Raw genomic sequence first — 20,431 nt, 5'->3', positions numbered from 1 at the left:
CTCTTGCAATGCGTCCCGATTTGACAGATTTAGGACAAAGCGCAGTTTCCACCGGGGTGTCATGCAATACCGCAGTCTTGACCATTTTATCAGTGACAGCAAAACGGTGCTGAGCAAGGGGCCCATTGCGCTCATCATGGTTGAGGACGCGGTAGAGATTGAGACCACGTTGCGCCATCACCAGCAGCTTGGGTTCGGCACTTTGGTTGCCTTTATGCCCCCCAGCTTTGCACTGGCCCGCGATGTGGCCGAAAGCAAAGGCGTGCTGCGCGTGGATTATAACATGGACCGCGATGGCGCGTTGCTAGATGCGGTGAACGCCGTGATCGAGGCCGCGCCGGGGCAATGGCTGTATGTCTGCTATAACGCGGAATACCTGTTCTACCCCTTCTGCGAGACGCGCACAGTGGGCGAGATGTTGGCGTTTCATACCGAAGAGCGCCGCGATGCGATGTTGACCTATGTCGTCGACCTCTACGCAGATGATCTTGAAACGGCACCCAACGCCGTGTCCTTGGACAATGCCTTTATGGATCGGTCCGGCTATTATGCGCTGGCCCGTCAAGAGACGCCGGACGCCGCCCCCAAAGAGCGGCAGTTGGATTTCTTTGGCGGATTACGGTGGCGCTTTGAGGAACACGTGCCAGCGGCGCGGCGCAAGATCGACCGCATTTCCCTGTTCCGCGCCAAACCCGGCTTGCGGATGCTTGGCGATCACACGTTCTCGGATCAGGAATACAACACCTACGCCTGCCCGTGGCATCACAATATCACAGCCTCCGTCTGCTCTTTCCGCACGGCCAAGGCGCTCAAGTCCAATCCGGGCAGCAGGGACAGTATCGCCAGCTTCAAATGGCATAACTCTGCGCCGTTTGAATGGCATTCTCGCCAACTGCTGGATCTGGGGTTGATGGAACCGGGGCAGTGGTTCTGAACGGACGGAACCGGTAAAAGCCGCGTCCCTGACCGAAAGGCCCTAAACCTTCCGGCGCAGGCGGATCACCACATCAACCGATGCGATCTCGGCCCCTTCGGGGGCGTCGGGCAACTGCGCGATCACAAGCTGATCAGAGGGCGCATCGGATAGGCGTGCCTCGTCCTCCCAGAAGAAATGGGGGTGATCATGGGTGTTGGTATCGAAATAGCTTTTGGACCCGTCAACCGTGACTTCTTGCATCAGCCCCGCATCGCAAAAAGCGCGCAGGGTGTTGTAGACGGTTGCCAGCGACACGGCATCGCCCTGCCCCTTGGCCGCGTCAAACAGGCTTTCGGCGGTGACATGGCGGTGCTGACCGTCGCCCACCAACAGATGCGCCAGCGTCATGCGCTGCCGCGTGGGACGCAGGCCCGCCTTGGCAAGCCACTCAGAACTGATCTGCTGTGTTGTTTGGGTCATTGGCTATAAGTACCTCTCATGCGCTATATATAAGGGGCAATGGCGATGGTTTTCAAACGGAAATCCCGAAACACCTGCCAGCACCGCCCTGCGCCGTGGCGTAAATGCGATCTGCCTGCGCCCTTGCGGGCCTGCGGTGCGCAATGCTAAACCTGCCGGGATTTGAAATTCAGCCCTCAGGAGCCGCGATATTATGGCCGACTACCCCACCAGCTTTGACAAAGAAGCTCTGCTCAAATGCGCCCGTGGCGAGCTTTTCGGCGAAGGCAACGCGCAGCTGCCCGCCCCGCCGATGCTGATGATGGACCGTATTACAGACGTATCCGCCGATGGCGGTGCCCACGGCAAAGGGCACATCACGGCGGAATTCGACATCACGCCTGACCTGTGGTTCTTTGACTGCCACTTCCCCGGCAACCCGATCATGCCCGGCTGCTTGGGCCTTGATGGCCTGTGGCAGCTGACCGGCTTTAACCTTGGCTGGCGCGGCTGGCAGGGGCGCGGCTATGCGCTTGGTGTCGGCGAAGTGAAACTGACCGGTATGGTACGCCCTGACCGCAAGTTGCTGACCTACAAGATCGACTTTACCAAAGCGATCCAGACCCGTCGCCTAACCATGGGCGTTGCCGATGGCATCGTCGAAGCTGACGGCGAAGTGATCTATCAGGTCAAAGACATGAAGGTCGCGCTAAGCGAGAGCTGAGCGGACATCCGATCATCTTGCTGATCATCCAGACAGACTGATGACTTGATTTGTCGCCCCATAGGCGGCAAACGGGAAACGAACGTGCGGCCCCGCGACAAGCGTGCGGGCCGCGCAGCATCAAGAGGGCACCCGCCCCACACAGATCAAGGGAGTGCAGCCCATGCGCCGCGTCGTTGTCACAGGATTGGGAATTGTCTCGTCCATCGGAAACAATGCAGAAGAAGTTCTGGCATCGCTTAAAGACGGGACCAGCGGCATCGTCGCCAGCCCCGAAATGACAGAGCACGGCTTTCGCAGCCGGGTTGCCGGGACACTCAAGATCAACGTCGCAGATCACATCGACAAACGTGCGCTGCGCTTCATGGGCGGCGGTGCCGCTTATGCCTATATCGCAATGCAGCAAGCCATCGCGGATGCGGGCCTGAGCGATGACCAGATCAGCAACCCGCGCACCGGCCTTGTGGCGGGCTCCGGCGGGCCGTCGACCTCGGCGTTGTTCACCGCGCATAACGTTGTGCGGGACACCGGCGCGACCAAGCGTATCGGGCCGTTTGCCGTTCCGAAATGCATGTCGTCCACCGTCAGCGCGAACCTGTCGACCGCCTTCAAGATCAAAGGCATCAACTATTCCATCACCTCGGCCTGCTCTACCTCGCTGCATTGCATCGGCAACGCAGCGGAACAGATCATGCTAGGCAAGCAAGACGTGATGTTCGCAGGCGGCGGCGAAGAGCTGGACTGGACGCTGTCCTGCCTGTTCGACGCCATGGGCGCGATGAGCAGCAAGTATAACGACGCCCCTGAAACAGCGAGCCGCGCCTTTGACGCCAACCGCGACGGGTTCGTGATTTCGGGAGGCGGCGGCATGTTGGTGCTCGAAGAACTTGAACACGCCAAGGCGCGCGGTGCCACGATCTATGCCGAAGTCACCGGCTATGCGGCGACATCTGACGGTCACGACATGGTAGCCCCCTCTGGCGAGGGCGGCGAACGCGCCATGCGTCTGGCGCTGGAAACCCTGCCCGAGGGCCGTAAGGTCGGCTATATCAACGCTCACGGCACATCCACACCAGTCGGCGATGTGGGCGAGATCGAAGCAGTCCGCCGCGTCTTTGGCAAAGGCAGCACGCCACCCGTCAGCTCCACCAAGTCGATGACCGGCCACGCCCAAGGGGCCGCCGGCGCACTAGAGGCTGTGTTCTGCCTGTTGATGCTGAAACATGACTTTATCACGAAATCCATCAACGTCGTTGATCTGGACCCGAAACTGGACCCGTCCGAAATCGCGCTAGAGCGTGTGGACAATGCCGGTCTGGATTCGGTGATGACCAACTCCTTCGGGTTCGGCGGCACCAATGGATCGATGATCCTTTCCAAGTTCCAAGAGTAAGGACAGCAAATGTCAGAAATGCTTAAAGGAAAACGCGGCCTGATTATGGGCGTCGCGAACGAACGCTCCATCGCTTGGGGTATTGCCAAGGCAATGGCCGAAGCCGGTGCGGAACTGGCCTTCACCTATCAGGGCGAAGCCTTTGGGAAGCGTCTTGAGCCTCTGGCGCAGAGTGTCGGGTCGGATTTCATGGTCGATGTCGACGTGACCGATGATGCTTCGCTTGATGCCGCGTTTGACCAACTGGGCGCGCGGTGGTCCACGATCGACTTCGTTGTCCACGCCATCGCGTTTTCCGACAAGTCCGAGCTGACAGGCCGCTTCCTGAACACCAGCCGCGAGAACTTTAAAAACTCGATGGATATTTCGGCCTATTCTTTCATCGAGGTCGCACGGCGGGCGCATCCGCTGATGGTCGAGAATGGCGGCACGCTGCTGACGCTGACCTATATGGGATCAAACCGCGTAACGCCGAACTACAATGTGATGGGCGTAGCCAAAGCCGCACTGGAAAGTGCCACGCGCTATCTGGCGAATGATCTGGGGCCCGAAGGCATCCGCGTCAACGCAATCAGCCCCGGCCCGATGAAAACGCTTGCCGGTGCCGCGATTGGCGGCGCGCGCAAGACTTATAAACACACCGACATGAACGCCCCCTTGCGGTCCAACGCGACACTTGAAGCTGTTGGCGGGACAGCGGTCTATCTGGCCTCGGATGCCGGTGCCTGCACCACGGGCGAGATCATCCGCGTGGATGGCGGGTTCCATGTGCTGGGGATGCCACAGGCCGAACATCTTTGACGGTACTGGCGGACCGGGGCGCTGCCCCGGACCCCGGGATTTTAGACCATTTGGAAATAGGGCGTCGCGTTTAGCGTAGGGGCGGGGTTTGGTAGAGCCAGACCTTCATGCCGCCGTGTGCGATGGCGGGGCCTTGGGGTTTCCACGGCAGGCCGGTGGCTTTGGCCAAGGGCGGTTCCGATGTGACGAGGCCGACGCGCCAGCCCTTGAAGCGCGTGAGCAGCGTTTGCCCAAGCGTTCCATAAAGCGGATAAAGCAGTTTCTTGTTACCGATGCGGCCGCCGTAGGGCGGATTCACCATGACAAGGCCCGGCGGTCCGTCTGGCGGGGTCAGCTCCCCCGCGGCGTGGTTTTCGAACTGCACCGCCTCTGATACCCCTGCCCGTTCCGCGTTCATCCTGCTCATCCGGACGGCACCGGCGTCACGGTCGGAACCGTAGAACCGCAGCGGCGTCGACGTGGCGGTATCGTCACGCATGGCGGCCCATTGATCGGGATCAAAGCTGGCGAGGTCCTCGAAAGCGAAATGGCGCGAGCGGCCGGGGTTCAGGCCCATGGCGATCTCGGCGGCCTCGATCACGAACGTACCTGAGCCGCACATCGGGTCGACCACAGTCTCGGTGCCGGTGTACCCCGCTTGACGCAGCATCAGATAGGCTAGGTTCTCGCGCATCGGCGCTTTGCCGACGGCTTCCTTGTGGCCGCGCTTGTGCAGCGACTCGCCCGAGGTATCGAGGCTGATGGTCACTACATTGTCGTCGATCCGCACCTTGAGCACGAGCGCCGCTTCGGGCGAGATCGTCACCCCGAGGCTTTCGCGCAGGGCGGTTTCAATCCGCTGTGTCGCGGCACCGGCGTGGTAGATTTTAGAGGCTTTCGTGGTCACCTGTACCCGTAACGGCACATCTGCGCGCAGCACATCGCCCCAGGGGAACTTGCGTGCACGTTTGTCCAGTTGCGCCAGATGGAACGCCATGAAGGACCCGATCCGCGCCAGCACGCGCGAGGCACCGCGCAGTTGCAGGTTCGCGCGCCATACCTCGGGCCAGTCGCCCTGCACCGTGATCCCGCCGGGCGTGGTGACGGGATTGGCAAAGCCTTTCTCTGTCACCTCGGCCAGAAGCATGTCTTCCAGACCGGGGGTGGCCACGATAAAAATGTCGAAGGTGTTTTGACTGTCCATAACCGCTGCATACTGCGCGGCGCGCGAGGTTTCGAGCGGTTTCTTGGGCCCATACAGTCCGGCGCGATCAAAAGCGCCGGACTGTATGGGCCTGTTTAGGCGATTTTTACCAGTTCGATGTCGAACTGCAGGTCTTTGCCTGCCAGCGGGTGGTTCGCATCAAGTGTGACAGTGGAGTCGTCGACTTCGACAACCATCACCGGCATCGCCTGCCCGTCGGGGGTTTGCATCTGCAGCTGCGTGCCGATTTCCAGCGGGATATCCGCAGGGATGCCTTCGCGCGGCACGGCCTGACGCATCTCGGGGTTCACATCGCCGTAGGCATCAGCGCTGTCAATTTTGACGACTTTCTTCTCGCCGACTTCCATCCCGGGCATCGCGGTGTCGAGGCCGGGGATGATCTGGCCGGACCCAACCGTGAATTCCAAAGGCTCGCGCCCTTCCGAGCTGTCGAAGGTGCTGCCGTCAAGCAACGTACCAGTATAGTGAATAGCAACGGTATCGCCGGATTTAACCTGCGTCATAGAAAGCTCCGATCCATAAAGGGAAAATACAGGAGGCCGCGTATCTGCGCGGGTGCTCCGGGTTCGGCGCGCAGTGTTTCAAGCCTGCTCCCTGTCGTAAACCCCCCTGCGGCCAGTTTTTCGGCCTTTTCTGTTCGGACGGCGCGTGACAGTCTCGCGGCAGGATATTTCAGGGGGGAAAATCATGGCGATAACAACATGCGTGTTCGATGCATATGGTACCTTGTTCGATGTGGCCGCCGCCGCACGGCAAGCCGCATCAGAGCCGGACTTTGCAGCGATAAAAGACAGCTGGCCACAGGTCGCGGAACATTGGCGACAAAAGCAGTTAAGCTACTCTTGGCTGCGCGCTGTCACCGGTACCCATGATGATTTCTGGCAGGTCACCCAAGAGGGTCTGGACTGGGCACTAGAAAAGACCGGGCACGACGACAACCCTGCCCTGCGCGCTCGTTTGCTGGCGTTGTACTGGGAGCTTCAGGCATTTCCCGAAGTGCCTAAGATGCTGAAAAAATTGAAGGATAAGGGATTGAACACGGCAATCCTATCGAACGGGTCGCCGGCGATGCTCGAAGGGGCGGTGTCATCCGCCGGTCTGGCCGAAACGCTGGATGCCGTTTTGTCGGTCGAAAGCGTAGGAATCTTCAAGCCTGATGCGCGTGTCTATGAACTGGTCGGCCAAAAGTTCGGCTGCACGCCATCACAAGTGCTGTTTGTATCGTCCAATGGCTGGGATGCAGCGGCGGCAACCGGCTTTGGCTTCACGACCGCCTGGGTCAACCGTGCGGGCGAACCGATGGACCGTTTACCATGGAAGCCCGTTCATGTGCTGCAGGACCTGAACGGCATCCCAGAACTGGCAGGCGTATAATGGCTCATTTCACCACATCCGACGGGCTATCGCTCTATTTTGCCGATGAAGGTCAGGGGCTACCGATTCTCTGCCTTGCCGGTTTGACGCGAACCACGGCGGATTTCGACTATGTAACCCCGCATCTGAAAAACGTGCGTCTGATCAAGATGGATTATCGCGGGCGGGGGCATTCCGACTTTGATCCCGACTGGTCGCATTATTCCCCCCCCGTTGAATGCCGCGACGCGTTGGAGCTGCTGGACCATCTGGGGATCGACAAGGTCGCCGTGCTTGGGACGTCACGCGGGGGACTGAATGGGTTGGGGTTGGCCAAGGCAGCCAAGAACCGGTTGCTGGGCGTCGCCTTTAACGATGTGGGGCCACATATCGACCCGCAGGGGCTGGATTTCATCATGGAATTCATTGGCCGCAACCCCGCCGCCAAGACCCATGCCGAAGCCGCCGCCGCCATGCCGCGTGTGTTCCCAGAATTTGAAAATGTGCCCGACAGCCGCTGGCTGGAGGAAGCGCAAAAGCACTACACCCAGACCGAAAGCGGCTTGCAGATCACCTATGACAAGCATTTGCGCGATGCGGTGGCCAAGGCGTTTTCAGCGCCCTCGCCCGATCTTTGGCCTTTCTTTGACGCGTTTGACGGGCTGCCGATTGCCTGCATCCGTGGCATGGCGTCCAATCTGCTGAGCGAGGAAACTCTGCAAGAGATGGAACGCCGCCGCCCTGATATGGTGGTCGCAAGGGTGCCGGGGCGCGGGCATATTCCGTTTCTGGACGAACCCGAGGCGGTTGAGGCCTTGAACGAATGGATCGGGATGATGCAATGAACATCGACATGATCCGCGCGGCAGCGCGGCGGTTGGAGGGGCACGTGCGGCGCACGCCTTTGCTGAACTCTCCGTTTCTGGATGACATCGCGGGGCGGCGCGTTTGGGTCAAGCCCGAGTGTTTGCAACACACCGGCAGCTTCAAGTTTCGCGGCGGCTGGTCGGCGGTGTCAGCACTGGAGACATCCGTACGCGCCAAGGGGGTTATCGCCTTTTCCAGCGGCAATCACGCTCAAGGGGTTGCCTATGCGGCCAAGCTGCATGGGGTGCCTGCCGTGATCATCATGCCCGCCGATGCGCCCCGTCTGAAGATCGCCAACACCAGAGCGCTTGGGGCCGAAGTGGTGCTATATGACCGCATGACCGAGGACCGCGATGCGATTGGCGCGGCTATGGCGCAGGAAAGGGAACTGACGCTGATCAAACCGTTCGACGATCCGCTGGTCATTGCAGGTCAGGGGACCACCGGGCTCGAGATCGCGCAGCAGGCCGCCGAGGCGGGGATCGCCTGTGCCGATGTGATTGTCTGCTGTGGTGGCGGAGGGCTGACCTCTGGCATTGCGCTGGCGCTGGAAGCTGACGCACCGGGGCTGCGCGTCCGCACCGCCGAACCAGATGGCTTTGATGACGCCGCGCGGTCGCTGGCCGCAGGGCAGATCAAGCGCAATGCCGCGCTTGGCGGGTCGATTTGCGATGCCATCGTTACGCCGCAACCGGGCGACCTGACTTTTCCAATCCTCAAACGGTTGTGTGGCCCCGGCCTTGTCGTCACTGATGACGAGGCGCTGCAGGCGATTGGCCATGCGTTCAACCGGCTGAAACTTGTGGCAGAACCCGGCGGTGCCGTCGCCCTTGCCGCCGCTCTGTTTCGCAGGGACGAGATCGAAGGCGATGATGTGATCGTCACGATATCAGGCGGGAATGTGGATACGGATGTTTTTACCCGCGCGCTCGCCACCCTTGATTGATACCCCCTGAGGAGGTTCTGACATGAATATTTTCGATACCGGCGATGTGCGCCTGCATTACCGCGTGGATGGCCCTGACGATGGCGCGCCTGTCGTGTTTGCCAATTCACTGGGCACCGATCTGCGCCTTTGGGACCCGATCCTGCCGCTGCTACCCAAGGGACTGCGTATCATCCGATTTGACAAACGCGGTCATGGACTGTCGTCTTGTCCGCCTGCGCCCTATGCGATGGGTGCGCTGATCGGCGATACGGAAAAGCTGCTGGATCATCTGGGCGTAAAGGACTGCGTCTTTGTCGGCCTGTCGATCGGCGGGATGATCGCCCAAGGGCTCGCGACCAAGCGGCTAGACCTGATCCGCGCCATGGTGCTGTCCAATACCGCCGCCAAGATCGGCACCAAGGATATGTGGGCCGACCGCGTGCGCGCCGTGCAGGACAGCGGGATTGAACCGATGGCCGACACGATCATGGAACGCTGGTTCGCCGCCCCCTTCCGCGCCACGCCTGAAATTGAACTTTGGCGCAACATGGTCGTGCGTCAGCCGGCCGAAGGCTACGCGGGATGCTCTGCCGCGATATCGGGCACGGATTTCTATACGCCCACGGCGGCGCTGCGCCTGCCGGTGCTGGGGATCGCAGGTTCCGATGACGGGTCCACTCCGCCTGATCTGGTACGCGAAACAATCGATCTCATCCCCGGGGCGAAGTTCAAGATCATCCGCAAGGCCGGCCATCTGCCCTGTGTCGAGCACCCGCAGGAATACGCGGATCTGCTGACCGAGTTTTTAGAAAGCGTAGGACATGTCTGATATTCTATTGGTTCACGGATCATGCCACGGCGCATGGTGCTGGCGCGATCTGATCCCGGCGCTGCGTGCGCTTGGGCACAGCCCGCGCGCCATCGACTTGCCAAGCCACGGCGACGACACCACCCCCGTCAACGCGGTAACGTTGGACGGCTATGCCAACGCGGTGCTTGCAGCCTCTACCCCCGAAACGGTGGTGGTCGGGCATTCGATGGGTGGCTTCGCCATCGGCGCTGCGGCGCAAAAAGATCCAAGCGCAATGGCGCGGCTGATCTATCTATGCGCCTATGTCCCCGCTGCGGGGCTATCGCTGGCAGAAATGCGCAAACAGGCCCCGAGCCAACCCTTGATGCCCGCCGTGCGTCTGGCACCGGATGGCAAAAGCTTTACCCTTGATACCGCCATGACCGAGACGCTTTTCTATCACGATTGCCCACCGGACGTCGCGGGCTTTGCGGCTGCTCGGCTCTGCGCACAGGCCGTTGCCCCGACGATCAAACCCCTGCCCGATACCGCGCGCGCCGATGCCATGCCGCGCAGCTATATCCGCTGTATGGACGACCGCACCATCCCGCCCGCCTATCAGGTCACGATGACGAAGGACTGGCCAAGCGCGGATGTTCATGAAATGGCCTGCGGGCATTCACCCTTCTTTACCGATCCCGCCGGTCTGGCGCGGATCATCGACGATATCATTCCGAGGTAACCCATGGCCGCCAGCGTCTTTGACAGCCCCCTGTTCGCACAACTTTTCAACACCGGTGACGCGGGGCGGCTGTTTTCCGACACCGCTGCGATCCGCGCGATGCTGCTGGTCGAAGGCGCGTTGGCCAAAGTACAAGGCAGCCTTGGCGTCATCCCCGAACTGAGCGCCGCCGCGATCCACCGTGCCTCGCTGGAAATTCAGGTCGATCCCGGCGCGATTGCGGCCTCTACGGGGGAAAACGGCGTGTCTGTACCGGGACTGTTGGCCCAGTTCCGCGCCGAAATGCAGGCACCGGAATTTGCTCAGCATGTGCATTGGGGGGCCACAAGTCAGGATATCATCGATACCGCGCTGATGCTGCGACTGCGCCAGGCGCTTAAGCTGGCCGAAACGGACCTGCGCGACATCATCGCGACCTTTGCGGCAGGTGCCGAACAGCACCAGTCCCTGCCGATGCCCGCCCGCACCTACGGTCAACACGCCACTCCCACCAGCTGGGGCGCGGTTCTGGCCGAATGGGGCATGCCGCTGTGTGATGCGCTGGACCAGCTTGAGGCGCTCCGCGAAGGGTCGCTGTTCGTGTCCCTATCGGGGGCGGCTGGCACGGGATCGGCGCTTGGCCCGACAGCCGCCGAGACGCGTGCGCAACTGGCCCAAGCGCTTGGCCTGAGGGATCCCGGGCGCAGCTGGCATGTGGACCGTGGCCCCGTGCTGCGCATCGCCGATTGGCAGGGCCGCGTGATGGCAGCGCTGGCGCATATCGCGCAAAGCACGCTGGCGCTGACCATGACCGAAACCGCCGAGCTTGCCCTTGGCGCGGCTGGTGCCTCGTCCACCATGCCGCAAAAGCAGAACCCAGTAGCGCCCTCCGCAATTGTCGCCTTGGGGCATCAGTTCACCGGCCAGCGTGCCACGCTTCAGGCCGCTGCCGCGCACCAGCACCAGCGCGACGGCGGTGCGTGGTTTGCCGAATGGATGGCCGTACCGCAATTGACGTTGAGCCTTGCCGCAGCCCTGACCCATGCCAAAACGCTCGTTGCGGGGCTGACGCCGCATCCTGTCAAAATGCACAGCGCGCTGACCCATGGTTTGGGGTTGATCCACGCCGAAGCGCTCAGCTTTGCGCTGGCCGAAACCATGCCTCGCCCCCAAGCTCAGAAGATCACAAAACAGCTGTGTCAGGACGCAATGGCAAAGCAGGTGCCGCTGGCCGATCTGGTGCGGGCAGATTATCCCGACGTGGCCGAAGACCTGTTCGACCCGTCGATCCAGATGGGACAGGCCCCCGCAGATGCAGTGGCTTTCGTGGCGCGTGCGCGTGCACTGTAGTCCCAGCGATTGGCGCGGAGCGGCGACGGGGGCCAGCCCCCGGTCCCCCGGGATTTAAAGCCATTTGGAAATGTCATGAGGGGTCGGGCACGATCCTACAGCAAGCTGTTTCAGCCACGTGCAGGATGGGATGAGAGGGGGCCAAAGCCCCCTCTGTCGTCGCTTTAGAAGAACGCCTGCAGGCCGGTCTGGGCGCGGCCCAGGATCAGCGCGTGCACGTCGTGCGTGCCTTCGTAGGTGTTCACGGTTTCAAGGTTCATCATGTGGCGGATGACCTGGAATTCACCGCTGATGCCGTTGCCGCCGTGCATGTCGCGCGACATGCGGGCGATGTCCAGCGCCTTGCCGCAGTTGTTGCGCTTGACGATGGAGATCATCTCGGGCGCGGCGTTGGCGTTGTCCATCAAGCGACCCACTTGCAACGAGGCTTGCAAGCCAAGCGCGATTTCGGTCTGCATGTCAGCAAGTTTCTTTTGGAACAGCTGTGTCTGCGCCAGCGGTTTGTTGAACTGCTTGCGGTCCAGACCGTACTGGCGCGAGGCGTGCCAGCAGAATTCAGCGGCCCCCAATGCGCCCCAGCTGATGCCATAGCGAGCGCGGTTGAGACAGCCGAACGGGCCTTTCAGGCCTTCGACATGGGGCAGCAACGCATCTTCGCCGACTTCGACGTTGTCCATTACGATCTCGCCTGTGATCGATGCGCGCAGCGACAGCTTGTTGCCGATTTTTGGTGCGGACAGACCCTTCATGCCCTTTTCAAGGATAAAGCCGCGGATCTTGCCGCCGTGCTCTTCCGACTTGGCCCATACCACGAAAACATCGGCGATCGGCGCGTTCGAGATCCACATTTTGGAACCGGTCAGCTTGTAGCCGTTGGCCGTTTTCACGGCACGGGTTTTCATGCCCGCAGGGTCAGAGCCTGCATCGGGTTCGGTCAGACCAAAGCAACCGATGAATTCACCGCTGGACAGTTTGGGCAGGTACTTCATGCGCTGCTCTTCCGAGCCATACGCATAGATCGGGTACATCACGAGGCTGGATTGCACCGACATCATCGACCGGTAGCCGCTGTCCACACGTTCAACTTCGCGGGCGACCAGACCGTAGGAAACATAGTTGCCGCCCAGACCGCCGTATTGCTCGGGCACCGTGACGCCCAACAGGCCCATGTCGCCCATTTCCTTGAAGATACCTTCATCTGTGGTTTCGTTCGCGAAGGCGTCAATGATGCGGGGCTGCAGTTTTTCCTGAGCGTAGGCGCGCGCACTTTCTTGGATCATGCGCTCGTCTTCGGTCAACTGTTCGCTCAGGCGGAAGGCATCCGCCCAATCAAAGCTGCCCATGTCTGGGGCGTCTTTGGCTTTCAATACGGGCAATTCGGTGCTCATCTTATATCCTCCTCGGGGTTCAGATTTGGCCATAGTATTGCAAAGCATGCGGCGAAAGACTATCGCTGGTTACTCCTGAACCTATGAGTTTAAGTCATATGATCGCCCCGCGTCGGTTCCTTCCCTCGGTCAACGCCCTGCTCGCCTTCGAAGCTGTGGCGCGGTTGGGCAGCGCCACGCTCGCGGCGCAGGAACTGTCACTCACGCAAAGCGCGATCAGTCGGCAGCTCAAGACGTTAGAGGCGCAGTTGAACGTCGCCTTGCTGGACCGGATGGGGCGGCAACTGGTTCTGACGGAGGCCGGTAAAAGCTATGTAATTCAGGTACGTGATGTGTTGAACCGGCTGGCACAGGCGTCGATAACTGCGCGTACAAACCCGATTGCAGGCGCGTTGAACCTCGCGATCCTGCCCGGCTTCGGAATGCACTGGTTGGCCCCACGGCTGCGCGACTTTGCTCAGGCGCATCCAGAGGTGACGGTGAACCTCAGCACGCGACTGCACCCGTTTTCGTTTCAGAACAGCCCCTTTGACGCTGCAATACATTTTGGCAAGGAAGACTGGCCCGGCGTGCGCTATCTATCGCTGATGCCGGAAACCGTTGTGCCTGTCTGTGCGCCCGAGCTGCTGACTGAACCGCTGGACGACCCCAGCCAGATCCTGCGGTTTCCCTTACTGCACCTGGATACGCGCCCGCGCGGCTGGTCGCGCTGGCTGAGCGCCCTTGGTGTCACGCAAGAGCCCCCCGCCGGTATGATGTTCGATCAGTTTTCGACAATGGCGCAGGCGGCGGTGCACGGGTTGGGGGTGGCGCTGCTCCCTACGTTTTCAGCCGAGCCCTATTTGCGTGATGCCCAGCTGGTGTTGGCGTCGACCCAGACAACGCAAAGCATCGGGAACTACTACCTTGTCTGGCCAGAAGATCGCGCTGAAACCGCAGCCCTGCAGTCGTTCATGACATGGCTGGACGGGCAGACGGGCCAAGTTCTTTAACATATCGGCAAGGTATAGCGGCACAGATGCCCTATTTCCGCCGTAATGGCACGATACCTCCCACGTATCAATTTAGGGGGGGCCCCTTTGAAAGGGAGCATTGGAATGCCAATTTCATTTACCAAATTCGCCGCGGTCGGTGCCACCGTTATGACGCTTGCGACGGCCAACGCGGCCACGGCGCAGACGCATGACATCATCATCTTCGACGAGGCTTTTTTTCCTGCAGTGATCTACGTCAAAGCCGGAGATGAGCTGAGTTTCGTCAATAACGCGAATGCCGCTCGAACCGTTAGCGGCGGCAACGGGTCATGGACGTCGGGAACGCTGCAAAACGGCGAAAGCTATCGCCATACGGTAGAAGCAGGCGCTCAAGTCACTTTTATCGGCGCGTCCGAGGGGGACAACCCCGTAAGCTACAGTGGTGAAGTCAGCTTTGATCCGGCACCGCTAAGCAACTGATATATCGGACAGTCTGCGGCTTGCGCCGCGCCGAGACATGAGAATGGCGCGCCCCTGTTGTTAGAGGCGCGCCGTTTCTTTTTACAGCAGGCTGATTACTTCACCGTGATGCGGCCATCTGTATAGGGCGTGTAGGCCCCGTTGGCGGCGATAAATTCAGCCGTCACATCTGCCAGATCCGGACCGTAGTCATAGGCGTTTTGCGCGGTCTTGAACGGTTCATAGCCGTCGCCGCCGTTGCGCACGTAGTTATTGGACACGACGCCATAGGTCTTTTCCGGATCTAGCCGCATACCCGAAACGGTGACATCGCTGATCCGGCTGCCCGCGTCAGCGCTTGGGTCAACGGTAAAGGTCATGCCCGCGACCTGGGGGAAACGACCGGCGACTTCGTCGATCTGGCTCACACCGTTTTCCAACGCCTCGACCAGCGCAGCGCCGGTGACCTGAAATGTAGACAGCGTGTTCTGAAACGGCAGTACGGCCAGCACTTCGCCCATCGTGACCTCGCCCGCATCGATAGAGGACCGCAGACCGCCACTGTTCTGGATCGCGACCTCGATACCCTGATCTGCCACACGGGCCAGCATCGCGTCGGCGACCAGATTCCCCATCTGACACTCCTGTACGCGGCAGACCGACCGGTCGCCCTCGATCGCGTCGGTGGTTTCGGCGACGACTTTGCTGCGCAGCTCTTCCAGGGGTTGGGCCAACTCGCTGAGACGCGCGACGGTGGTTTCATCTTCGGCGACGCCGGCATCGATCAGGATCGGCTCGCCCGAGGCTTCCTTGATGTTGCCTTCGTCGTCAAAGGAGACATTCAGCTCGCCCAGAAATTTGCCGTAGGCATAGGCTTGCACGATCGCCGTTTCATTAACCATAGTCGGATACGCCCCTTCGGCGCGTTCTTGGGTATTGCTCAGCAGTGTGTTGCTGTGCCCGCCAACGATCACATCGACACCCGTGGTGTTTTCCGCGACCATCTGGTCCACCTTGTAGCCCGAGTGGCTCAGCACGATGATCTTGTTTACCCCCTGCGCGGTCAACAGGTCGACCTCGCCCTGCACGGCGGCCACTGAATCAGAGAACACGACGTTCTCGCCGGGGCTTGCCAAATCAGGCGTGTCTTCGGTGGTCAGCCCGATCAGGCCGATTTTCTCGCCGCCGCGTTCGATGACGGTCGATTTCGCCAGCTTGTCGGCCAGCAGCGGTTCGGCGGATACATCTGCATTCGACATCAGTATGGGAAAGTTGATCGCCTCCATAAAGCCGGCAAGCACTTCGGGGCCGTCGTCAAATTCATGGTTGCCCACGGTCATGCCGTCATAGCCCAGCATGTTCATCATCTCGGCCGCCACCTTGCCCTTGTAGTGGGTGTAGAACAGTGAGCCCTGAAACTGATCCCCGCCGTCGACCAGTACATGATTGTTGGTGCGCGACTTGGCGTCCTTGATCGCGTTGACGAGCCGCGCGGTGCCACCGAAACATTCACCGGCGGTATTATCCTCGGCGGAGCACGGTCCGTCGTATTTGCTGATCGGTTCAAACCGCGCGTGAAAGTCATTAGTGTGCAGGATGGTCAGGCTGTAGTCCGCCGCTGCCATGCCCGAGGTCAGCGCGAGCGCTGCCGTGGCTGTCAGGAATCGTTTCATGATGGGTCCCCCCTTTGGGTTGAATTATGCACCTATGGTGACCCCCAGTTTGCCCCCTTGTCAAAGACCATCTGAGCGCAAACCCGCCCTTCCCCAAGGTCACCGCCCTGCGCTGCGGCAAAGCGCACAGCCCTTGACCGTTTGCACCGACCAAGGCATCACAGCGGCTATGTTGATTTACAAAATTTTCCGCTCCGATGAATGGCAGGCCCTGCGCCGCGACGGCTCTACCGCCGGCGCGCCGATTGATGTGGCCGACGGCTATGTGCATTTCTCGACCTCTGAACAGGCCGCTGAAACTGCGGCGAAACACTTTGCGGGCGAGGCAGATCTGTTTCTGCTGGCCGTAGAGACTGACCGCCTTGGCGATGCGCTGAAATGGGAGGTATCGCGGGGCGGTGCCAAATTCCCGCATCTGTACCGCGCACTGGCGCTAGAAGACGTTGTTTGGGCGCAGCCGCTGCCGTTGGTGGACGGGGCGCATGACTTTCCCGCTGGCTTTAAGGAGGCCGAATAATGACAGGCTATATTGACCCGGATCGCGCCCAGTTTGATGCCTTTAAGGGGCTGGACCGCGACACGCCGCTGAACATGGTGAACCTTGTCAAACTGCGCGACACGGCCGCCTACCCCGACGATCACGCATTGGCGGCCAAAGCGCTGACAGGGGCGCAAGCCTACAAGAATTACGGCGCGGAAAGTGGGCCGGTGCTGGCAGATGTCGGCGGGTCGATCCTGTGGCGTGGCCAGTTCGAGACGACCTTGATCGGCCCCTCGGACGAGGCGTGGGATGTGATGTTCATCGCGCAATACCCCAACGCACACGCGTTTTTGCAGATGATCTCGGACCCGCGGTACAAACAGGCAGTGGTGCACCGTCAGGCTGCGGTTGTCACATCGCGCCTGATCCGCAGCGCCCCGCTGCCCCTAACGGATGAATTTGCATGAAGCGTATGGTCGAGCAGCTGGGGCTGCGCGCCCTGCATCAGGTAGATCCTGAAACTGCGCATGGTCTGGCGATCACCGCACTGCGGCTTGGCCTTGCGCCCGCGCCCGGTCCGGTCACGTCAAAGCGGCTAAAGACCTCGCTGGCGGGGATGAGCCTGCCGAACCCCGTCGGGCTTGCTGCGGGGTTTGACAAAAACGCCACCGCCGTCGCGCCGCTGTCCAACGCGGGTTTCGGCTTTATCGAAGTGGGGGCCGCCACGCCCCTGCCCCAACCCGGCAATGACAAACCCCGTCTGTTCCGCCTGACCGAGGACCGCGCGGCGATCAACCGCTTTGGCTTTAACAACGAAGGCATGCAGGCGATCTGCACCCGTCTGGCACGCCGCGGCGCGGGTGTGCCCGTGGGGCTGAACCTTGGGGCCAACAAGACCAGCACCGACCGCGCCGCCGATTTCGCCCGCGTGATGGAGCTGGCCCGCGACCACGTCGATTTCGCCACAGTCAATGTATCATCGCCCAACACCGAAAAGCTGCGCGACCTTCAGGGCAAGGCCGCCCTTGCCGCGCTTTTGGCCGGCGTTATGGAGGTCCGCGGCGATACGCCCGTGTTCCTGAAAATCGCCCCCGACCTGACCGAGGCAGAGATCGCCGATGTGGCCGAGGTTGCAAATGACGCAGATGTCGCAGCGATCATTGCCACCAACACAACACTGGACCGCGCCGGCCTGAAGAACGCGCAGCGCGACCAGATGGGCGGGCTGTCGGGCGCGCCCCTGTTCGAAAAGTCCACCCGTGTGTTGGCGCGACTATCTACCCTCACGGATATTCCACTGGTGGGCGTCGGGGGCATCAGCTCGGCCGAAGATGCCTATGCCAAGATTTGCGCAGGTGCATCGGCGGTGCAGCTTTATACCGCGCTGGTCTATGGCGGTCTGTCGCTGGCATCGGACATCGCCAAAGGGATCGATAAGCTATTGAAGCAAGACGGATTTGACACCGTCGCCGATGCCGTCGGTTGTAACCGCAGCGCTTGGCTTTGATGGAATTCGGGGCGCCGTTCAAGCGACGCTGCCCCGACCCTCGGCACAACGTCTCCTAGCCCGCGGCACGTTCCAGCGCAGGGTAGCGCAGCCCCAGTGTCACGCCACGGGCGACAAAGGACACCAGAAGCGAAATCCACAGCCCGTGATTGCCCAGCCACGGGACCAGCACTGCCGCACACGCACAGTAAATCACAAACGACACCGCCATCATGTTGCGCATGTCCCGCGACCGTGTGGCCCCGATGAAAATCCCGTCCAGCATCCATGATGCCCACCCCAGCAACGGGGCCGCGACCATATAGGGCAGGAACACCCGCGCCTCTGCCCGCACCAGCGGCGCGGTGGTCATCAGATCAATGATCATGCCGCCGCCCCATGCGAAGGCAATCGTCATCAGTGCGCAGGCCAACAGGCCCCAGCCGCTGGTCAGCAGCGCACCGCGACGCAAGATATCGCGTTGCTTGCCGCCCATGGCACGCCCGACCAACGCCTCGGCAGCAAAGGCGAACCCGTCCAGCGCAAAGGCCGTTATCATCAAAAATTGCAAAAGCACCTGATTGGCCGCGAGCTTGACGTCGCCCAAGCCCGACCCCAGAAACAGGAACGAGACGAATATCGACTGTAGCAATAGGGACCGCACAAGGATGTCGCCGTTGACCTTCATCATTTTGATCCAGCGCGGTCTGTCGAAAACCTGCACCCAGTCTCGCCACGCGGGCACGGCAAAAGCGGCGCGGCAGAACCACAGCCCAAGCGCCGCCCCCGTCCATTCGGCCAGAAACGTCGCGATGGCGACCCCTTCGATGCCCCAATCCAGCCCCAGCACAAACCACAGGTCCAGCAAGATGTTCATGCCGTTCATCCACAGCTGTACCACCAGGACGGCACGGGTACGCTCTTGGGCGATCAACCAGCCGGTTATCGCATAGATCGCAATCGCCGCCGGCGCGGACCAGATGCGGATGCCCATGTAGGACCGTGCGAGCGTTTCAACCTCTGCGCTGGCCGGAGACGCCTGGAACGCCGCCCAGAACAGCGGCAGTTGCAGCAAAACCAGTGCCAAGCCCGCCAGCCCGCCGATCAGCAGCCCGCGCGTCAGCAGGGCTGCGACCTCTGCATCGTCATTATTCCCTGCCGCCTGCGCAGTTAGCCCCACGGTGCCCATGCGCAGAAAGCCGAATACCCAGTAGAGCGAAGACAGGATGATCGCGCCAATGCCCACAGCACCGATGGGGGCCGCTAATCCGATCTGCCCCACCACGCCTGTATCGACCGCCCCTAAAATGGGGACTGTGGCGTTCGAGATGACAATGGGGATGGCGATGTTCAGCACACGGCGGTGCGTGACGACTTCTTTGGCAGAAAGTTTGCCAAGGGCGACGGCGCTGACCTCGCCCTTGGGGATCGCGTCAGTCACGGCTTTGCGGCATCAGAAAATGCCCCGTGGCCTGCGCGAAAAGCTTCGAGCGGTTGTCTTGCCATGCTTCGACATGCACCGACGCATAGCGCCGCCCCGATCGGTTGATCCGCGCCCGCGCATAGGCGTCACGCGGCAAGCCGGACCGCAGATAATCAACGGTAAAATCAATCGTTTTAGGCAAACGTGGCAGATGCGTCGCGTCCATTTCGTCCACGGCAAGCGCGCCGGATTCCAGATCGGCCCACAGGTGTTCCCAGCTGAGCGTGATGATCGACGTGACCTCGAGAAATGACGCCGTCGCCCCGCCGTGCAACGCCTGCAGCATCGGGTTGCCGATCAGCTTGTCTGAATAGGGCAAGATGCCAGTCAGCTCGTCCCCGCGACGATCGAACTGGATGCCTAGAAAGGTGATATAGGGCACGCCGTCCACCAGCGCACGCAAGGCCGCATCACGGCGCTTTTTGACGACCTGTACGGTTTCGGGTTTGCGACGTGTGCTCATCGTTTGCCCTCCACGGTGAAACTGCCGGTGGCGGTGGCGACCGGGCTGCCGTCTTCTTCATCTCGCGCTGTGGCACGCACAAAGGCGACCGACCGCGTTACGTGATAACATTCCGCCCGCGCGGTAATGCGCTGCCCCGGCACAGCCGCCCGCAGGTATTCTATGCGCAGGTCGATGGTTGCCGTGCCGCCGGGATTGCTGGGGTGGCTCATCACCGCGGCCCCGCAGCAGGTATCCATCAACGCCGACACGGCCCCGCCATGCAAGACACCCGTGCGCGGATCGCCGACCAGTCTTTCATCATACGGCATGTCGATCACAGAGACCCCGCCATCCAGCTCTTGCAGCTCCATCCCCAAAGCCCCACTGTAGGGCAGCGCGGAGATGAACTGCTTGGCAATGCGAAGTTTGTCTGACATTTTTTGCTTCCTTGGCGTTATTCCCCCCATATCAACCGAGCGACCAAGCAAGAGCAACCCCAGTGTTGCGCTTGGAAAGTGAACCGCATAGTTTCCGAA

23 protein-coding genes are annotated in these 20,431 nt (G+C 61.0%); 15 read left to right on the top strand and 8 right to left on the bottom strand.

Annotated features, from left to right (window positions below):
• Positions 1–61: 61 nt before the first annotated feature.
• On the top strand, positions 62–934 hold the full coding sequence (locus BLQ98_RS12005) for a glycosyltransferase family protein (RefSeq protein ID WP_093733555.1): 873 nt from the start codon (positions 62–64) through the stop codon (positions 932–934).
• A gap of 42 nt (positions 935–976) precedes the next feature.
• On the opposite strand, the gene irrA is transcribed toward BLQ98_RS12005, so the two are convergent.
• Positions 977–1,396, bottom strand: coding sequence for an iron response transcriptional regulator IrrA (irrA, locus tag BLQ98_RS12000; protein WP_093733554.1), 420 nt, complete (start codon positions 1,394–1,396; stop codon positions 977–979).
• A gap of 193 nt (positions 1,397–1,589) precedes the next feature.
• Here irrA and fabA point away from each other — a divergent pair, with 193 nt between their 5' ends.
• The 3 genes from fabA to BLQ98_RS11985 all read left to right on the top strand — a co-directional run bounded on the left by fabA (position 1,590) and on the right by BLQ98_RS11985 (position 4,293).
• Complete coding sequence (gene fabA / locus BLQ98_RS11995) at positions 1,590–2,099, top strand: bifunctional 3-hydroxydecanoyl-ACP dehydratase/trans-2-decenoyl-ACP isomerase (RefSeq protein ID WP_093733553.1); 510 nt, start codon at positions 1,590–1,592, stop codon at positions 2,097–2,099.
• Positions 2,100–2,262: 163 nt separating this feature from the next.
• The gene (gene fabB, locus BLQ98_RS11990; RefSeq protein WP_093733552.1) at positions 2,263–3,492 is read left to right on the top strand and encodes a beta-ketoacyl-ACP synthase I; all 1,230 of its coding nucleotides are present in this window, start codon (positions 2,263–2,265) and stop codon (positions 3,490–3,492) included.
• A 9-nt stretch (positions 3,493–3,501) separates the two neighbouring features.
• Positions 3,502–4,293 carry an enoyl-ACP reductase FabI gene (locus BLQ98_RS11985; RefSeq protein ID WP_093733551.1) on the top strand — a complete coding sequence of 264 codons (792 nt, stop codon included), beginning with the start codon at positions 3,502–3,504 and terminating at the stop codon, positions 4,291–4,293.
• Positions 4,294–4,363: 70 nt separating this feature from the next.
• Here the strand turns inward: BLQ98_RS11985 and BLQ98_RS11980 are convergent, their stop codons facing one another.
• Together BLQ98_RS11980 and BLQ98_RS11975 are read right to left on the bottom strand one after the other, a co-directional pair.
• The gene (locus tag BLQ98_RS11980) at positions 4,364–5,476 is read right to left on the bottom strand and encodes a THUMP domain-containing class I SAM-dependent RNA methyltransferase (RefSeq protein ID WP_093733550.1); all 1,113 of its coding nucleotides are present in this window, start codon (positions 5,474–5,476) and stop codon (positions 4,364–4,366) included.
• Between the two features lie 95 nt (positions 5,477–5,571).
• A complete protein-coding gene (locus BLQ98_RS11975; protein WP_093733549.1) occupies positions 5,572–6,000 on the bottom strand; it encodes an FKBP-type peptidyl-prolyl cis-trans isomerase in 429 nt (142 codons plus the stop codon).
• Between the two features lie 184 nt (positions 6,001–6,184).
• On the opposite strand from BLQ98_RS11975, the gene BLQ98_RS11970 reads away from it, so the two are divergent.
• Genes BLQ98_RS11970 through BLQ98_RS11945 form a run of 6 tightly spaced genes read left to right on the top strand, consistent with a single transcriptional unit; the run spans position 6,185 to position 11,506 of the window.
• Complete coding sequence (locus BLQ98_RS11970) at positions 6,185–6,871, top strand: haloacid dehalogenase type II (RefSeq protein WP_093733548.1); 687 nt, start codon at positions 6,185–6,187, stop codon at positions 6,869–6,871.
• Positions 6,871–7,695, top strand: coding sequence for an alpha/beta fold hydrolase (locus tag BLQ98_RS11965; RefSeq protein ID WP_093733547.1), 825 nt, complete (start codon positions 6,871–6,873; stop codon positions 7,693–7,695). The genes BLQ98_RS11970 and BLQ98_RS11965 overlap by 1 nt, the downstream gene beginning before the upstream one ends.
• On the top strand, positions 7,692–8,663 hold the full coding sequence (locus tag BLQ98_RS11960; RefSeq protein ID WP_093733546.1) for a threonine ammonia-lyase: 972 nt from the start codon (positions 7,692–7,694) through the stop codon (positions 8,661–8,663). The genes BLQ98_RS11965 and BLQ98_RS11960 overlap by 4 nt, the downstream gene beginning before the upstream one ends.
• A gap of 22 nt (positions 8,664–8,685) precedes the next feature.
• Entirely contained in the window at positions 8,686–9,474 is a 789-nt protein-coding gene (pcaD, locus tag BLQ98_RS11955) for a 3-oxoadipate enol-lactonase (protein ID WP_093733545.1), read from the top strand.
• Positions 9,467–10,177 (top strand): alpha/beta fold hydrolase, encoded by a 711-nt coding sequence (locus BLQ98_RS11950; RefSeq protein WP_093733544.1) that lies wholly within the window; start codon positions 9,467–9,469, stop codon positions 10,175–10,177. The genes pcaD and BLQ98_RS11950 overlap by 8 nt, the downstream gene beginning before the upstream one ends.
• A 3-nt stretch (positions 10,178–10,180) precedes the next feature.
• Positions 10,181–11,506, top strand: a complete 1,326-nt coding sequence (locus BLQ98_RS11945; RefSeq protein ID WP_093733543.1) for a lyase family protein — start codon at positions 10,181–10,183, stop codon at positions 11,504–11,506.
• Between the two features lie 164 nt (positions 11,507–11,670).
• Here BLQ98_RS11945 and BLQ98_RS11940 read toward each other — a convergent pair whose 3' ends face one another.
• On the bottom strand, positions 11,671–12,894 hold the full coding sequence (locus BLQ98_RS11940; RefSeq protein WP_093733542.1) for an acyl-CoA dehydrogenase: 1,224 nt from the start codon (positions 12,892–12,894) through the stop codon (positions 11,671–11,673).
• A 98-nt stretch (positions 12,895–12,992) separates the two neighbouring features.
• Here BLQ98_RS11940 and BLQ98_RS11935 point away from each other — a divergent pair, with 98 nt between their 5' ends.
• Positions 12,993–13,886 (top strand): LysR substrate-binding domain-containing protein, encoded by an 894-nt coding sequence (locus BLQ98_RS11935; RefSeq protein WP_093733541.1) that lies wholly within the window; start codon positions 12,993–12,995, stop codon positions 13,884–13,886.
• A 105-nt stretch (positions 13,887–13,991) separates the two neighbouring features.
• Positions 13,992–14,348 carry a cupredoxin domain-containing protein gene (locus tag BLQ98_RS11930; protein ID WP_093733540.1) on the top strand — a complete coding sequence of 119 codons (357 nt, stop codon included), beginning with the start codon at positions 13,992–13,994 and terminating at the stop codon, positions 14,346–14,348.
• A 95-nt stretch (positions 14,349–14,443) separates the two neighbouring features.
• Here the strand turns inward: BLQ98_RS11930 and BLQ98_RS11925 are convergent, their stop codons facing one another.
• A complete protein-coding gene (locus BLQ98_RS11925; protein WP_093733539.1) occupies positions 14,444–16,000 on the bottom strand; it encodes a bifunctional metallophosphatase/5'-nucleotidase in 1,557 nt (518 codons plus the stop codon).
• Between the two features lie 169 nt (positions 16,001–16,169).
• Between BLQ98_RS11925 and BLQ98_RS11920 the strand changes: the two genes are divergently transcribed.
• From BLQ98_RS11920 to BLQ98_RS11910, 3 genes are read left to right on the top strand one after another with little or no spacing between them, the layout of a single operon-like run.
• Positions 16,170–16,517, top strand: coding sequence for a DUF952 domain-containing protein (locus BLQ98_RS11920; protein ID WP_093733595.1), 348 nt, complete (start codon positions 16,170–16,172; stop codon positions 16,515–16,517).
• Positions 16,517–16,948, top strand: coding sequence for a DUF1330 domain-containing protein (locus tag BLQ98_RS11915; RefSeq protein WP_093733538.1), 432 nt, complete (start codon positions 16,517–16,519; stop codon positions 16,946–16,948). The genes BLQ98_RS11920 and BLQ98_RS11915 overlap by 1 nt, the downstream gene beginning before the upstream one ends.
• The gene (locus BLQ98_RS11910) at positions 16,945–17,988 is read left to right on the top strand and encodes a quinone-dependent dihydroorotate dehydrogenase (protein WP_093733537.1); all 1,044 of its coding nucleotides are present in this window, start codon (positions 16,945–16,947) and stop codon (positions 17,986–17,988) included. Before BLQ98_RS11915 ends, BLQ98_RS11910 begins: the two co-directional genes overlap by 4 nt.
• A gap of 55 nt (positions 17,989–18,043) precedes the next feature.
• Here BLQ98_RS11910 and BLQ98_RS11905 read toward each other — a convergent pair whose 3' ends face one another.
• The 3 genes from BLQ98_RS11905 to BLQ98_RS11895 are packed head-to-tail and all read right to left on the bottom strand — an operon-like array spanning position 18,044 to position 20,332.
• The gene (locus BLQ98_RS11905) at positions 18,044–19,408 is read right to left on the bottom strand and encodes an MATE family efflux transporter (protein WP_093733536.1); all 1,365 of its coding nucleotides are present in this window, start codon (positions 19,406–19,408) and stop codon (positions 18,044–18,046) included.
• Positions 19,401–19,913, bottom strand: coding sequence for a PaaI family thioesterase (locus tag BLQ98_RS11900; protein WP_093733535.1), 513 nt, complete (start codon positions 19,911–19,913; stop codon positions 19,401–19,403). Before BLQ98_RS11900 ends, BLQ98_RS11905 begins: the two co-directional genes overlap by 8 nt.
• Positions 19,910–20,332 carry a PaaI family thioesterase gene (locus BLQ98_RS11895; protein WP_093733534.1) on the bottom strand — a complete coding sequence of 141 codons (423 nt, stop codon included), beginning with the start codon at positions 20,330–20,332 and terminating at the stop codon, positions 19,910–19,912. Before BLQ98_RS11895 ends, BLQ98_RS11900 begins: the two co-directional genes overlap by 4 nt.
• Between the last annotated feature and the right edge of the window lie 99 nt (positions 20,333–20,431).

It is taken from the genome of Sulfitobacter litoralis, assembly GCF_900103185.1.
Lineage (GTDB): Bacteria > Pseudomonadota > Alphaproteobacteria > Rhodobacterales > Rhodobacteraceae > Sulfitobacter > Sulfitobacter litoralis.
Note: the sequence above shows the minus strand (reverse complement) of the source record. Positions and strands in the feature narration are given on the sequence as shown.

Coding starts and splice junctions, on each gene's coding strand:
- irrA (WP_093733554.1), bottom strand. CDS start 1,396: ATGACCCAAACAACACAGCAGATCAGTTCTGAGTGGCTTGCCAAGGCG.
- BLQ98_RS11970 (WP_093733548.1), top strand. CDS start 6,185: ATGGCGATAACAACATGCGTGTTCGATGCATATGGTACCTTGTTCGAT.
- BLQ98_RS11945 (WP_093733543.1), top strand. CDS start 10,181: ATGGCCGCCAGCGTCTTTGACAGCCCCCTGTTCGCACAACTTTTCAAC.
- BLQ98_RS11930 (WP_093733540.1), top strand. CDS start 13,992: ATGCCAATTTCATTTACCAAATTCGCCGCGGTCGGTGCCACCGTTATG.
- BLQ98_RS11925 (WP_093733539.1), bottom strand. CDS start 16,000: ATGAAACGATTCCTGACAGCCACGGCAGCGCTCGCGCTGACCTCGGGC.
- BLQ98_RS11935 (WP_093733541.1), top strand. CDS start 12,993: ATGATCGCCCCGCGTCGGTTCCTTCCCTCGGTCAACGCCCTGCTCGCC.
- fabB (WP_093733552.1), top strand. CDS start 2,263: ATGCGCCGCGTCGTTGTCACAGGATTGGGAATTGTCTCGTCCATCGGA.
- pcaD (WP_093733545.1), top strand. CDS start 8,686: ATGAATATTTTCGATACCGGCGATGTGCGCCTGCATTACCGCGTGGAT.
- BLQ98_RS11980 (WP_093733550.1), bottom strand. CDS start 5,476: ATGGACAGTCAAAACACCTTCGACATTTTTATCGTGGCCACCCCCGGT.
- BLQ98_RS11915 (WP_093733538.1), top strand. CDS start 16,517: ATGACAGGCTATATTGACCCGGATCGCGCCCAGTTTGATGCCTTTAAG.
- BLQ98_RS11975 (WP_093733549.1), bottom strand. CDS start 6,000: ATGACGCAGGTTAAATCCGGCGATACCGTTGCTATTCACTATACTGGT.
- fabA (WP_093733553.1), top strand. CDS start 1,590: ATGGCCGACTACCCCACCAGCTTTGACAAAGAAGCTCTGCTCAAATGC.
- BLQ98_RS11920 (WP_093733595.1), top strand. CDS start 16,170: ATGTTGATTTACAAAATTTTCCGCTCCGATGAATGGCAGGCCCTGCGC.
- BLQ98_RS11985 (WP_093733551.1), top strand. CDS start 3,502: ATGTCAGAAATGCTTAAAGGAAAACGCGGCCTGATTATGGGCGTCGCG.
- BLQ98_RS11910 (WP_093733537.1), top strand. CDS start 16,945: ATGAAGCGTATGGTCGAGCAGCTGGGGCTGCGCGCCCTGCATCAGGTA.
- BLQ98_RS11965 (WP_093733547.1), top strand. CDS start 6,871: ATGGCTCATTTCACCACATCCGACGGGCTATCGCTCTATTTTGCCGAT.
- BLQ98_RS11940 (WP_093733542.1), bottom strand. CDS start 12,894: ATGAGCACCGAATTGCCCGTATTGAAAGCCAAAGACGCCCCAGACATG.
- BLQ98_RS12005 (WP_093733555.1), top strand. CDS start 62: ATGCAATACCGCAGTCTTGACCATTTTATCAGTGACAGCAAAACGGTG.
- BLQ98_RS11960 (WP_093733546.1), top strand. CDS start 7,692: ATGAACATCGACATGATCCGCGCGGCAGCGCGGCGGTTGGAGGGGCAC.
- BLQ98_RS11900 (WP_093733535.1), bottom strand. CDS start 19,913: ATGAGCACACGTCGCAAACCCGAAACCGTACAGGTCGTCAAAAAGCGC.
- BLQ98_RS11950 (WP_093733544.1), top strand. CDS start 9,467: ATGTCTGATATTCTATTGGTTCACGGATCATGCCACGGCGCATGGTGC.
- BLQ98_RS11895 (WP_093733534.1), bottom strand. CDS start 20,332: ATGTCAGACAAACTTCGCATTGCCAAGCAGTTCATCTCCGCGCTGCCC.